Here is a 14604-nt window from a genome sequence, read left to right as displayed (position 1 = left end):
GACGCAATTTAGCCAAGCATGTTAGAAAAATTGACGTTATGAAATTGGATAAATTGGATATTGAATTGATCAGATTGCTTCAAAATGATAGTAAAAAAACCACAAAACAATACGCGGATGCTCTGCATTTGTCCAAAACTGCCGTTTATGAACGAATCCGCCGTCTGGAGCGCAACGGAGTAATTACGCAATACACTGCTTTGGTGGACAAGCACAAAGTCGGCAGGGATTTTATGGTGCTCTGTCAAATACGGTTGATCCATCATACCAAAGAAAATGTACTAAAATTTGAACAGGAGATTTTACAATTGAAAGAGGTTTCCGAATGCTTCCATGTCGGGGGGGATTACGATTATATTCTGAAAATCTATGTTGCCGATATGAAAAGTTATCGAGACTTTATGCTCACAAAGCTTACTGCCATTGCCAATATTGGCAACACCCAAAGTTCTTTTGTGATCAACGAGGTAAAGAATAGTCCATCCGTTCATATCTAATGCACAATCAACAATTATCAATTGACAAAAACCAAACAATCCCACTTTGTATTTTTTTAAACGAATCTGCATTGTCGGTAGACAGGTTTCAAAATGCTCAAAGGTTTATGATTCTTTATGTATTACAAAAGGACTGTTTGCTGACAACTGTTCACTAGCAATCTCTCACTTCATACCTCTTACTTCGTACTTCCCCCATCACCACTTTTAACGATTTCAATCGGCAGCAAATTGTTAAAAAATCCTCATCCGTCAATTCAAAACGGTCATCCGTCAATTGAGAGGGTATAAACAGGGTCTTTTTGAGTTGTTTTGCTCAAAATCTTTAAAACTTAGAATAATTATTATGATGAGAAAAAAACCATGTAAAAATGGGTGCAATCATAAAATGAGGTTCTTCACCGGCCTATTTGTTTTATGTGCGGCGCTTAGTTTTACGGATTCCAGGGCTCAGAGCGCTGAGATCGAAGGAGAACTTGCCATTGGCGCCAAAGTAGGTATCGGATTTAGTCAATTTAGTCAGCCAGGAAATGTGGTCGCTGCTACGGCCGGAGGTTTTGTTCGCCGTCAGTTTCTACCATATTTACAGGCCGAAGGGGGATTGTCCTTTGACCTATATGGGGGTGGGCGTGCAGACATGGACAGGGATCTCGGCCTTCTTTCAGGGCAATCATCTTTCTATGGAGCTAATGGTAACATCAGCCGACTGCAATACCTTAATCGTCAGGTATTGCTGCATGCAGCCAAGGCACATGTATCTGCCCGATTGGGGCTTCCAGAGCTAAAAGATGCGCCAATGGTACCTAAACTTATTGTTGGTGGGAGCAGCTCTTACATTTTTAGGGCAGTAGAAAACCACGATTCCTATTTTGTTTTTACAGATAATACAAGCATCATCCTTTCCAACCAATGGGAAAATGTAGGCGGTGACTACGACAGTTTTGATTTTGCCGTGCACTTTGGCTTTGCCCTGGACTTTAAAATGCCCAATGGTCAGATTTTCTCCTTGGAAATCATCTATGAAAAGGGGTTAAAGGATATCAACAACATAATGGTGGGGCAGCCCGCGAACATAACCGAACTGCGTGTGCAACGGTTAGGGTTCAATTTTGCATATACCATCTTCTAACACTACAACGAGTTCAATATAAACTATATCCAAATTCCATTACAATTATTTTAAATACACAAATCATGAAAAAAATTATGAAAAAAAGCATGAAAAAAAACAGGCTCATATACAGTTCCATTTTGGCATTGGCCAGTGTGGTATTTGTATCTTCCTGTCAGGATGATTTCTCTGAAGGAGATCTTCTAGAATTGCAGAACGACCTTGCCAAAGAATCCGATTCAATTGCCGCGGCCAAGTCTTTGGAGGCGCTCAACGCCGCTGGTGAAATGGTGAGCTTTCAATTTAAGGTCGTTGATACGGATGGCCTAGGGGTAGAAGGGTTGAATGTATCCATGGTAGCTGCAGCCGAGAGTGGTACGGCAGACAACCAAACCTTGGTGACCGATGCTTCGGGATCCGTGTTCTTTGATCGTGTGGCAGTTGGTGGAAACACGGTTACGGTATCAGGAGAAAGCATTATCGATGTCACGCTTAATGTGGATTTTGGTCAAATTCAGGAAGGGAAGCACTTCCAGATCGTTGATCAACAGATTATTCCAACGCCCGTGACCGAAAATGCGATCATTACCGTTTTGGGGGGCAATTCGGCTACGGCAACCGTTAAAGGTGTGGCCACTATTGAAACTGATTTGACAAACGATACAAAAGAGGTGCCACAGGACATAAGGATTTTGGCCAATTTTGATGATAGCTTGGTAAGCCAGGGTTCAGTTGATATAGACTATTTTTATGCAACCAATGACAATGCATTAAGTTTAGGCTCCGCTATGGTGGACAATGCCACCGGGGAGTACACCATGGAAGTTCCGGCCGGAGTGAATTTTGATTTGATTGTTCCCGAGGTACAGGCAGAGCAGCGTTTGGCCATAAATGGTGTTGACGGAAAGGATCTGGACCAACCGGAATACCGAAATATACTTACCAACTATGGTCCTCAATATGGAACTGATTTTATTCCTACCGTACCTGGCGCAAGAATTGTTTTTGATCAACCAGAGAGTGCCGGAGGCGAAGGCTTTACATTGGCTTTGAGTAAAGTAGGTCGCACTTTGCCAGTGGTAAGCATTTCATCTTCAACACCGCAGATTAACAATTATATGATCAATCAGTTTACAAACCGTGGCTCGGGCTATATAGCATCACCCAAAGTAAGTGTTAGCGATCCAACGGGTTATGGGGCTTACGTAAGGGCTGAAATTAGAGTTAATTCAATTACTGGTGCTACTTTGGCGAATGCTGGTACCGGGTACGTTGCCAATACTGAGTATGACTTTGATTTTGAAATAGATTACACCAATGCAAATGGTGATATCTTTACGTATGAATATCCTTCAGGTGACAACCTAATCGCAGTTACTACCAATGGTACAGGTGAATTTACACAAGCGGCTTTTGATAATGCTTTATCTACTGCTACAGGTAACTTTTTCGATAACCCCATCAGTATATCTAATTTTGATGTTGTAGAAATGAGGATTGTCCAAAACGATAATGCTAACGGAGATGCGGTATATATTGTAACAGCAGCTAATTCTGAAGTGTTTGAGATTCAAGTTATTGATGGGGGTGAAGATTATACCGGTCCTTCGTTCACTTTTGATTCTGGTAGTGCAGCGATCACAACGCACGCTTTTGGTACTCAATGGAGGTATGATGTGGATAATTCTGGAGTAACCGCCCCATATACTTTGGTGCCTTCTGATATTAGTATTCATTACCAACCAGTATCAACAGCTAGTGTATGGGAGGATTATGACTATTTGGATATGTCCGATTTTACCGTAGATGCAAATGGTAATGTTCAGTTTCAGGACCCATTGGCCGATGACCATATAACAGAATTTTTCTCTTCAGAAATGCCAAGAATAACGGTGGTTGAGCCAGAGTCCACGTCTGCATCCAAGTATATCAATTCTTTCGATATTAATGAAGATGGACAGGTTGAAGACATAAGTACGTATAGCGATGAGTTGAATGATTTCTCTAACAGCAACGGGGAAGGTTATACTGATAACTTTGGGGCGGCCATAGTACCAACTATTGAGGGAGCGCCAGGTAGCGGTGCTACAATAGAAATCACAGATGGAATTTATTACTCTAACGGAGAATATCAGTGGTTTGGAGATTATATTATCACCGACCAAGGTAGCGGATACTTGCAGAACCTTAATGTACAGAATTCTACATCTAGCTATAGTTTAGGTGGTGATGCAACAAATGTTACGCTGGAAGAAGGAACTACCCATGTAGTGAACATTAGGTATGGTACAGGTAATAAGAGTGAAGATGTCTATTAATATTTAAAGTGAATTTTTTAGAGTTTACTTTTATAAAAGCCGGATCGTATGGTCCGGCTTTTTCTTTAGATAAGGCCTCAATGGGTTAGTTAAGTGTTATTTGATTGTAGTTTAAAAGAGATTGTCCCAAAACAAGAAGGCAATCTCTTTTTTTTGTTTTGATCAAATCCGTAAAGAAGCTGTGCTATTCGGATAAACATTGTTATTTTTGTTTTGTTTATCGAATCGAAAATAATACTATGAATCAATATGATGTAGCTATCATCGGCTCTGGACCAGGAGGCTATGTAGCGGCCATTCGATGTGCCCAATTGGGGATGAAAACGGCAATAATAGAAAAATATGCCACACTTGGGGGAACCTGTTTAAATGTAGGTTGTATCCCATCCAAGGCGTTATTGGATTCTTCCCACCATTACGAAGATGCCATAAAACATTTTGAAGAGCATGGAATCGAAATACCCGGCGAGATAAAAGTCAACCTCGAGCAAATGATTGCCCGTAAACAAGGTGTTGTGGACCAGACTACAAAGGGTATCGAGTTTTTAATGGGCAAGAATAAAATAGATGTGTATCACGGTATCGGTAGTTTTAAGGATGCCACCCATGTTATCATTGCAAAAGAAGATGGCGAAGAGACGATTGAGGCGAAAAATATAATTATAGCCACAGGTTCCAAACCTTCTTCCTTACCCTTTATCGAAATTGATAAGGAGCGAGTGATTACCTCTACCGAAGCCTTAAAGCTGAAAGAGGTTCCCAAGCACTTAATCGTAATCGGAGGTGGAGTTATTGGATTGGAGCTCGGTCAGGTGTACAAAAGATTAGGGGCGGATGTGACCGTGGTGGAGTATATGGATCGAATTATTCCTGGAATGGACGGGGCACTCTCCAAAGAACTTACCAAAGTGATGAAAAAGCAAAAGGTAAAGTTCAACCTTTCCCACAAAGTAAAATCTGTTGAGCGCAAAGGTGATGAAGTAATTGTAAAAGCCGACGATAAAAAAGGAAACGAGGTTACCATTACTGGCGATTACTGCTTGGTAAGTGTTGGTCGTAAACCTTATACTGATGGGTTGAATGCCGAAGCCGCCGGAGTGAAATTGGATGATAGGGGAAGAGTAGAGGTGAACGAACACCTGCAAACCAATGTGTCCAATATTTATGCCATCGGCGATGTGGTGAAAGGAGCTATGTTGGCGCACAAGGCCGAGGAAGAAGGAACTATGGTCGCTGAACTATTGGCAGGACAAAAACCACATATTGATTATAACTTGATTCCCGGTGTGGTTTACACTTGGCCGGAAGTTGCTGCTGTTGGCAAAACCGAGGAACAGCTAAAGGAAGAAGGGGTGGAGTACAAAACAGGGCAATTCCCTATGCGCGCCTTGGGAAGAGCAAGAGCCAGCATGGATATCGATGGTTTTGTAAAAATCCTTGCAGATAAAAATACCGACGAAGTATTGGGAATCCACATGATCGGGGCACGTTGTGCCGATTTGATCGCAGAAGGTGTTACCGCTATGGAGTTTAGGGCGTCTGCGGAGGATATTTCTCGAATGAGCCATGCGCACCCAACTTTTGCAGAGGCAGTTAAAGAAGCGGCATTGGCAGCGACCGATGATAGGGCACTGCACGTGTAATCAAAAAAGTAGGGTTGAATTTGATTCTAGTATCAACTTAGAATATACTCGCAAATAGATAGAAGAAGCTAAGTACAAAAAGAGCATTCAATCTTAGGATTGGATGCTTTTTTTAGCTCCGAACAGTTCGTAATAATCGTCGCAAAAAGAGCCTAAACCGTACATAAAGTTCACGGAAAACAGGGATTGACACCTCTCTTAATTCCAGTAGCTGGATTCGGGCGAACCTAGCGCCCAAAACAACCTGAGATTTAATAAGCGTCTCGTACTTGTTGTATTGCAATGCAAAATAACTACAAGCTATCATAAAAAGGATTGCTCCGGGTATAATTATTTCAGGGGATAGCGAACGATTAAAAAATCGGTGCAGCCCCAACCCGGTAAAACTGCCGTATAAAATAATGAAGTGTATTACATAAATGGATAAGGTGCTTGCCCCGATTTTTAAAATCGTTTTATTGGTCATTAACTGCCTTAGGACCATAAACACGGCAAAAACGACAAAAACATTGCCCAATCGTATAAATAGGTAGTTATTGAACAATATCAGTTTAAGGAATTCAAACCCGGTCCAATCGTATAGTAGGGCAAACGCGTCGGTGGATTGATAAATTAGCAGGTATCCCATTCCCAGTGAAAGTGCAATGGCGGAGGGATATAAATATTTAAAATCCTTATAACGGGTAAACAATACCGAAATAAAAGCACCTAAAGTGGCATAACCGAACCAAGGTATTATAGTGAACACAGAGCCATTCGCCTTTGTGAAATAGTTGGCAAGGAAATCGGGTAAAAATGCAAAAGACCAATCCTTATAAACCCTCTCAAAAAGGAATAGAATCAAGGTGAAGCTGATCAAAACCAAAGGGAACACCCATTTTTTTCTTTTCGATGTGAATACATAGATTCCAATAAGTCCCAAGATGGACATTCCAATACAATGTAATACGTCGACCAGATAGAAAGCATTGTAAATCTGACCTTTAAATAGTCCTCCGAGGTTTAATCTTAGCAAATATCCAATGGCCAGAAGTTGTAATCCCCGTCGAATTCCTTTGGAAACCCTGGGATTTTCCATACCCGATTGAGGCACTCTAATGAGCAGGTATGTAAATATAAAACCCGATACCGTAAAAAATACCGGAGCGGTAATTCCTCGAAAATACAGCCAAATGCTGTAAACCGGATTGTTCGGGTCTCTAAAAACAGGGTCGAGCAAACCGTCGATAAAGTGACCTTGGAGCATCATTAATATGGCCCAGGCCCGCATGGCATCAATAAAAAATAACCTATTACTTTTGGCTGTCATCTAAATTTACTTCGACCTATATACTTGTTTTGCAGTATGTTTGGATGTTCTGTGCGTCAAAAATATACAAAATAGTCGCATCTCTGCTTTGATCGAGGTATTTTAGCGAAACAATCAACAATTTTATACTATGGCTGCAATTTTGGCACTGGCCGGAAGCAATTCTTCAACATCCATCAATTTTAAATTGGTAAAGCATACGGTTTCATTGGTGCAAGACAGTGATATTCAGGTGTTGAACATGGCAGAACACCCTTTTCCGATGTACAGCGAAGATCATGAAAAAGAAAATGGTTTTCCAAAGCAAATACAAGAACTACAAACTAAGATCAAAAATTCCGAGGCGCTTATTTTATCCGTAAACGAACACAATGGAAATCCTTCGGCTTTTTTTAAGAACGTATTGGATTGGCTATCTAGATCGGACAGGGGTTTTTTGGAAGGAACCAAGGTTTTTTTAATGTCAACATCCGGGGGAAAAAGAGGAGCCAAGGGCTCTATTGAAGTTGTAGGGAATATGTTGCCGAGATTTGGGGCAGAGATAACAGCGACCTTTTCCTTGCCTTCATTTTATGATAATTTTGATGGTACAATTGTTGACAAGGCTTTAAAGGAAGATCACCAAAAGGCACTCGACACATTTTTAGATTCGTTAAAATAAATAGGTATTGCGGACGAACCGTTCTTTTAAGATAAGCCCTGACTTACAAAGTAAAATGGCGTTGCTACAGTGGTCCAGGTCGAACAGGGAAGTGGTTTGGCTGGACAGTAACCGGCACCAAGACCCATACTCCACTTTCGAGGCATGTTTGGCAGTTGGCGCTCAAGAATGGGTCAATACCGACGCCGAACTTCAAACATTTATAGAACGAAGAAGGGATTGGTTGTTCGGCTACTTTTCGTATGATTTTAAAAATGAACTTGAAGACTTAACGTCCAACAATTTTGATGGACTTGGACTCCCTTTACTTCGTTTTTTTTGCCCCAAAAAGATCATCATTATAGCAGACGGACAACTTAGGTTCAACTATTTAAACGATTATGCCTGCGAAATTGATAGCGACTTGGCCAAAATTCGGGAATACGGCTCTCTGGGTCTACCCAAAAGTGATGCCGAGCCCATCAAAATAAAAATGCGGATCCACAAGGATGCCTATTTTGAAAAAGCCAATCGCTTTTTGGAACATATCCATCGAGGAGACATTTACGAGGCCAACTTTTGTCAAGAATTTTATGCAGAAGACGTTGTTATAGAACCATTGGAAACCTACATTAGATTGAACAGTATATCCGAACCCCCGTTCGCGGCGTATGTAAAAATGCACGATCAATATTTAATGTGTGCCTCACCGGAACGCTATATAAAAAAGATAGGCCAAAAGGTAATCTCTCAACCGATCAAAGGAACTGCCCCGAGGGGAAAAGATGCCAATGAGGATGAAAAAATTAAGGATGAATTGGCAAAAAACAAGAAAGAACGGGCAGAAAATATTATGATTGCCGATTTGGTGCGCAATGATCTTTCCAAGAGTGCCATAAAGGGTACCGTTAAGGTTGAGGAATTATGCAAGGTATACACTTTTAAGCAAGTACACCAATTGATTTCAACAATAATTTCAAAAGTGGAAGAAAATAAAAACCCAGTTGAAATCATAAAAGAAACTTTTCCGATGGGCAGTATGACGGGGGCCCCAAAAATTTCCGCCATGAAGATCATTGAAGACTTGGAAGAGACCCGAAGAGGGTTGTACAGTGGAACGGTCGGATATTTTGATCCTCAAGGTAACTTTGATTTTAATGTGGTGATCCGAAGTATTTTGTACAACGCCGAAAAAAAATATATTTCTTATTCTGTTGGCGGTGCCATAACTGCAGAATCCAAACCAGAGATGGAGTATCAGGAATGTCTGCTCAAGGCCAAAGCAATGCGAACCGTTTTGGAGGAAGGCTAAGGTTTATTCGTAAATTCGCACTATGTTTTTAAAATTCAATGAGCATATTGCCAAAAAATTACCTTTTTTAAAGGATAAAAGGCTATTGTTGGCTTGTAGTGGCGGATTGGACAGCATGGTGCTTGCACATTTATGTCTTGGACTGGGATTGGATATAGAATTGGCCCATTGCAATTTTAAGCTCAGGGGAGCAGAGAGTAACGGTGATGAAGATTTTGTTCGTAATTCGGGAAGGCAATGGGGGGTTCAAGTCCATGTAAAACATTTTGAAACAGAAGAGTATGCCAGGAATCATGGCATTTCCATTCAAATGGCGGCACGTGACCTTCGCTACCAATGGTTTACTGAGATATTGGACAACACAAGTTGTGGGTATGTGCTTACGGCGCATCATGCAGACGATAGTCTCGAAACCTTTTTGATTAATTTGTCACGTGGAACAGGACTCGATGGGCTGTCTGGAATTCCTGAAATCAATGGAAAGGTGATACGTCCTCTCTTGCCATTTTCTCAAAAAGAACTTTTGGGATATGCTAAATCAGAAAATATAAATTGGCGAGAGGATAGTAGCAATGCCAGCACCAAATATCTTCGAAATAAAATTCGCCATCAAATAGTTCCTCTCTTAAAGGAACTGCACCCTACTTTTCTTCAAAACTTTTTGCGTACGCAGAATAATCTGGGCCAATCCAACGGTATTCTTAAAAACTCCATACTAGAATTAAAGAATCGCGTGTTCCAGCCTTGGAAAGGTGACATCAAAATAAGAATTGAAGATTTACGGCAACTCGACCCATTGGATGCCCATCTATATGGCCTATTTAATGATTTTGGGTTTACGGAGTGGGATGATGTAAAAGGTCTACTGTCCGCGGAGAGTGGAAAACAAGTGTTTTCAAGAACTCATCGGATGGTAAAGGATAGGGATTGTCTAATCCTGTCAAAACTGCAAAGTAATGCGGGTCAATCCTACTATGTCCATATAGCGGACACTCGCATTGATCGACCTGTTAAATTACTGTTGGAAGATGTGCGATGCATTGATGAAAGGGCTAAAAATGTCGTATTTTTGGACAAGGAAAAGTTAAACTTTCCGTTAGTGTTAAGGAATTGGATAAATGGCGACTATTTTTATCCATTCGGCATGAAAGGAAAGAAAAAAGTGTCCAAATTTTTCAAGGATGAAAAAATGGATCTTGTTTCCAAAGAAAAACAGTGGCTTCTCTGCTCGGACAACAAAATTGTTTGGGTTGTGGGCAAACGGGCCGACGAACGATTTAAGGTTGATGATTCAACCCGGAAAATACTTAAGATTACCCAAATTACATGAGATTAGCAGTACTCTTTCTAGGATTTCTCTTTATTAATTTTACCATTTTTGCCCAAACCGATGAAAACCCTGCAGTTTGGAGCCACGAAGTGCATAAAATTTCGGATACCGAATACGAATTGGTGTTCAAAGGGAAGATCATGGACGGGTGGCATGTGTATTCCCAATATACCGCAGAAGGAGGTTCACTGCCCAGTGAGTTTACTTTTGAAAAGGCAGGAGAGGATTACGAGCTTTTAGGAAAGACCCAGGAAAGTGAAACTATCAAAGAGTACAGCGATATTTTCGAAGTTGAGGAGACCTTTTTTAAAGAGGAAGCCATTTTTACCCAAAAAATAAAACTACTGGATACCTCCGTCAATCAAATTTCGGTGAACCTTTTTTATCAAATCTGTAAAGAAGTTTGCCTTCCAGTGGATGAATATTTTCAAATATCGTTGGACGGTAGCGGTTTTGTGGCCGAAGAAACTGCTTTGGACGACCGGAGTGCTGCTCTTGGGGAGTCTCTTAAAGTTGATTTTAAAAACAAACAGTTGTTGAACCAAAATGGAGTAGGGGGATCTGATGGAAAATCCAGTCTTTGGGTGATTTTTGGGCTTGGATTTTTGGGAGGTCTGATTGCTTTGTTGACCCCATGTGTTTTTCCAATGATTCCATTAACGGTTTCCTTTTTCACCAAACAATCGCAGAATAGGTCTAAAGGAGTGGGCAATGCCATATTGTACGGTTTCTTTATTGTGTTGATCTATTTTCTGTTGAGCCTGCCCTTTCATCTGTTCAATTCGGTCGATTCTCAAATATTGAATACCATCGCCACCAATATTTGGCTCAATGTGTTCTTCTTTGTCATTTTTGTGTTCTTTGCCTTTTCATTTTTTGGTTATTACGAATTGACGTTGCCAAGTTCATGGGCCAACAAAATGGACGCCGCCTCGTCCAAAGTAGGAGGTGGGTTGGGCATCTTTTTTATGGCGTTGACCCTTGCCATCGTATCCTTTTCCTGTACCGGGCCCATTTTGGGAGGACTTTTGGGGAGTACAACATTGGCAGAAGGCAATGTGGCCACAAATCTAACCATGGGAATGGTAGGGTTTGGCCTGGCTTTGGCGCTCCCCTTTGCTCTGTTCGCCATGTTCCCGGCCTGGTTAAATTCTTTGCCCAAGTCCGGCGGTTGGATGACCACAGTTAAGGTGGTTCTCGGATTTTTGGAATTGGCCCTCGCATTCAAATTTTTGTCGAATGCTGATTTGGTGGGCAATTGGGGTATTTTTAAAAGAGAAATATTTATTGGGATATGGGTCGTACTTTTTGTGTTGACCACACTGTATTTGTTCGGTGTGATTAGATTTCCTCATGACGGACCAAGAAAAAATCTTTCACCAGCACGAAAGCTAACGGGAATAGTAAGTTTGGTTTTTACGGTGTATTTGGTTCTAGGGCTATTTAATGTCAACCAATTGCAATTGTTGAGCGGTTTCCCGCCACCAAGCTTTTATAGTGTAGTGGAAACGGAAAGTGATTGTCCCTTGGGATTGGATTGTTTTAAGGATTTTGACGAGGGCGTGGCCTTTGCCAAAGAAGTAAACAAACCCATTCTGCTCGATTTTACGGGATGGGCATGTGTCAATTGCAGAAAAATGGAAGAAAATGTATGGAGCGATCCAAGCATCTATCCAATTCTAAAAGAGGAATACGTGCTAATTTCACTTTATGTAGACGATAGAAAGGAGCTGCCTAAATCGGAACAGTTCAATTTTAAATTCGACTCCGGAAGAATTAAAGCTATCGAGACCATCGGTCAAAAATGGGGTACCTTCCAAACTGTTAACTTTAATGCGGCCTCTCAACCCTATTATGTGTTATTGTCCCCAAATATGGAAATCTTGAACCAAGCGGTACAATATGTAGATGTGGAAACCTATGGGGCATGGTTAAGATCGGGATTGGAAAAGCATAACCTTTCCATGGGAAATTAGTTGACATTCGTTAAATTTTTTTAAGTGGATTAAGAAAATAATTATAACTTAGGATGGACAAATTGACTTAACCCATCTTCGTGAAAAAACTCAAAAAGGTACTCTTTGTACTTCTAGGATTACTTCTACTAACAATTATTGGCGTTGCCATATTTTTAAACAGCCTTAAACCCGATTATGGAGGAAAAAAAACGTTGCCTGGCATATCTAGCGAGGTAACCACTTATTTTGATCCATACGGAATACCTCATATTTATGCCAAAAATGAAAAAGATGCCCTAAAAGCGCTTGGATATGTACACGCACAGGACAGATTGTGGCAAATGGAGTTGTTGAGACGTGTGGCAAAAGGAAGGCTGGCAGAGGTTTTTGGTGAAGATATGGTTAAAACGGATAAATTTTTTCTATCCCTTGGCATTGATGACCATACCAAAAAAACAGTTAGTGAACTGGATAAGGATAGTGAGGCAATTGTACTTACGCAAGCCTATTTGGATGGTATTAACGAATTTATAAAAAATGGTCCGACCCCCATCGAATTTTATTTAACGGGTCTGGAAAAAGAGCCATTTACCATTGACGATGTCTACAATGCCGTAGGATATATGGCCTTTAGTTTTGCCATGGCCCACAAAACGGACCCCTTGTTGACCAGTATGCGCAATAAATTGGGAGACGATATTATAAAGGACCTGGCGATCACGTCCGATACTTCTACCGTTTGGATAAAAAATTATAAAGGAGTCAAAACCGATACACTGGGCACTCAAATTACCGCAAGTGTCACGGCTGCCCTAGAAAACCTGCCGATTCCAATGTTGGAAGGAAGCAACAGTTGGGTATTGGCGCCCGATAAGACCAAAAACGGTAAAGTCCTTTTTGCGAACGACCCGCATATAGGATTTGCACAGCCATCCGTTTGGTACGAAGCGCACATTAGCACGCCTACCTACGAGAAATACGGGTATCATATGGCAGGGATTCCTTTTCCTTTATTGGGTCACGATAGAAACTTGGCCTACGGTATGACGATGTTCGAAAACGACGACATCGACTTTTACTACGAGGAGACCAATCCCACCGATAGCACGCAGTATAAAACAGTTGAAGGCTGGAAAAACTATGAGGTCGTTAACAAGACCATTAAAGTAAAAGATGGGAAAGACGTTGCTTTTACTTATCGGAAAACACATCACGGTCCTATTTTAAATAATATAGCGGATCAAATTACGGGCGATCGACCCGTTGCCATGTCCTGGATTTATACCAAGCCAAAAAATAAGGTAATGCATGCATTGCATGGGATCAGCCATGCAAAGAACATGGAGGAGTTTAAAAGTGCTTTGCCCAATATACATGCGCCCGGACTTAATATTATGTACGGCGATGCAGAAGGGAATGTTGCTTGGTGGGCGAGCGCTCAGCTGTACCAAATGCCGGATAGTTTATCTACAAAATTTATTTTGGACGGAGCCTCGGGAAAAGACGAACCCTTGCGCTATTTGGACTTTTCAGAGAATCCAATGGCCGAAAATCCACCCTGGAACTATGTGTATTCGGCGAACAATCAACCCGATTCCATCTCCGGCATGTTGTATCCTGGGTATTATCTGCCCGAAAACAGGGCCAAACGTATAGTTCAGCTGCTCGATGCCAAGAACGATTGGGACAAGGAAGCCATGTCGGAAATGATTCTGGATGTAACCTCCCCGGTAAACAAAGAAGTTATCAATGAGTTGATCAAGTTGTTCGATGTTACCCATTTGTCCGGTAAACAATTGGTCCTATTGGACTCCTTAAAAAATTGGAACGGAGAATATACGCTTAACTCAACAAGCCCGGTAATATATCACCGAACATTGTACCAAATGGTCAAAAACACAATGGAAGATGAGATGGGGCCAGAGATGTTCAAACAATTCTTGTCCACCCATTTATTCAAAAGACAGATTGCCTGGGGTGCCCAAATGAAGGAAGGTGAATGGTGGGATAACATTAACACGCCCAATGTGGTCGAAACCAGGGAAGATATTGTAATGATATCCTTTGCACAAACTTGGGAATCGCTGGTCAAGGATTTTGGAGACGACCCGAGCCAATGGACCTGGGACAAGGTACATACTTTGGAGCACCAGCATCCATTCGGGCAAGTGGAATGGCTCCGTAAGTATTTTAATGTAGGTCCTTTCCCCATTGTAGGAACAAGGGAAGTAATCAACAACCTAGCTTTTCCTTATGATGAAACTGGTTTTTACAAAGTAAACTCGGGACCATCTACCAGAAGGATCATCGATTTTTCAGATATTGAGAACAGCATCAGTATTTTACCTACCGGTCAATCCGGGAATCCATTGAGCAAGCATTACAAAGATCAAGCGGAAATGTATGTGAACGGCGAATTCCGTAAAATGATGATGAACAAACAAGAGATCGAGGAAACCGCAGAATCGGTATTGATCTTTTATTGA

The 14604-nt window shown here is 41.3% G+C and carries 10 protein-coding genes; 9 read left to right on the top strand and 1 reads right to left on the bottom strand.

Going from position 1 to position 14604, the window contains the following annotated elements; translation table 11 throughout:
- The first annotated feature begins 38 nt into the window (after window positions 1-38).
- The 4 genes from MJO53_RS16080 (at window position 39) to lpdA (ending at window position 5569) form a co-directional block, all read left to right on the top strand.
- A complete protein-coding gene (locus MJO53_RS16080; RefSeq protein ID WP_252079864.1) occupies window positions 39-497 on the top strand; it encodes an Lrp/AsnC family transcriptional regulator in 459 nt (152 codons plus the stop codon).
- A gap of 346 nt (window positions 498-843) precedes the next feature.
- Window positions 844-1626, top strand: a complete 783-nt coding sequence (locus MJO53_RS16075) for a PorT family protein (RefSeq protein ID WP_252079863.1) — start codon at window positions 844-846, stop codon at window positions 1624-1626.
- A gap of 65 nt (window positions 1627-1691) precedes the next feature.
- The gene (locus tag MJO53_RS16070) at window positions 1692-3926 is read left to right on the top strand and encodes a hypothetical protein (protein WP_252079862.1); all 2235 of its coding nucleotides are present in this window, start codon (window positions 1692-1694) and stop codon (window positions 3924-3926) included.
- Between the two features lie 239 nt (window positions 3927-4165).
- Window positions 4166-5569, top strand: coding sequence for a dihydrolipoyl dehydrogenase (gene lpdA, locus MJO53_RS16065; protein ID WP_224836785.1), 1404 nt, complete (start codon window positions 4166-4168; stop codon window positions 5567-5569).
- A 112-nt stretch (window positions 5570-5681) separates the two neighbouring features.
- On the opposite strand, the gene MJO53_RS16060 is transcribed toward lpdA, so the two are convergent.
- The gene (locus tag MJO53_RS16060) at window positions 5682-6878 is read right to left on the bottom strand and encodes a heparan-alpha-glucosaminide N-acetyltransferase domain-containing protein (RefSeq protein WP_252079861.1); all 1197 of its coding nucleotides are present in this window, start codon (window positions 6876-6878) and stop codon (window positions 5682-5684) included.
- A gap of 130 nt (window positions 6879-7008) precedes the next feature.
- On the opposite strand from MJO53_RS16060, the gene MJO53_RS16055 reads away from it, so the two are divergent.
- The 5 genes from MJO53_RS16055 (at window position 7009) to MJO53_RS16035 (ending at window position 14604) form a co-directional block, all read left to right on the top strand.
- Window positions 7009-7539 carry an NADPH-dependent FMN reductase gene (locus MJO53_RS16055; RefSeq protein ID WP_252079860.1) on the top strand — a complete coding sequence of 177 codons (531 nt, stop codon included), beginning with the start codon at window positions 7009-7011 and terminating at the stop codon, window positions 7537-7539.
- A gap of 55 nt (window positions 7540-7594) precedes the next feature.
- On the top strand, window positions 7595-8830 hold the full coding sequence (locus MJO53_RS16050; protein WP_252079859.1) for an anthranilate synthase component I family protein: 1236 nt from the start codon (window positions 7595-7597) through the stop codon (window positions 8828-8830).
- Window positions 8831-8852: 22 nt separating this feature from the next.
- The gene (gene tilS / locus MJO53_RS16045) at window positions 8853-10160 is read left to right on the top strand and encodes a tRNA lysidine(34) synthetase TilS (RefSeq protein WP_252079858.1); all 1308 of its coding nucleotides are present in this window, start codon (window positions 8853-8855) and stop codon (window positions 10158-10160) included.
- Window positions 10157-12136, top strand: coding sequence for a protein-disulfide reductase DsbD family protein (locus tag MJO53_RS16040; RefSeq protein ID WP_224836790.1), 1980 nt, complete (start codon window positions 10157-10159; stop codon window positions 12134-12136). The genes tilS and MJO53_RS16040 overlap by 4 nt, the downstream gene beginning before the upstream one ends.
- An 80-nt stretch (window positions 12137-12216) precedes the next feature.
- Window positions 12217-14604: a penicillin acylase family protein gene (locus MJO53_RS16035; RefSeq protein ID WP_252079857.1), complete on the top strand. Its 2388-nt coding sequence runs from the start codon at window positions 12217-12219 to the stop codon at window positions 14602-14604.

This window comes from Flagellimonas marinaquae, from assembly GCF_023716465.1.
GTDB classification, from domain to species: Bacteria; Bacteroidota; Bacteroidia; order Flavobacteriales; family Flavobacteriaceae; genus Flagellimonas; species Flagellimonas alginolytica.
Note: the sequence above shows the minus strand (reverse complement) of the source record. Positions and strands in the feature narration are given on the sequence as shown.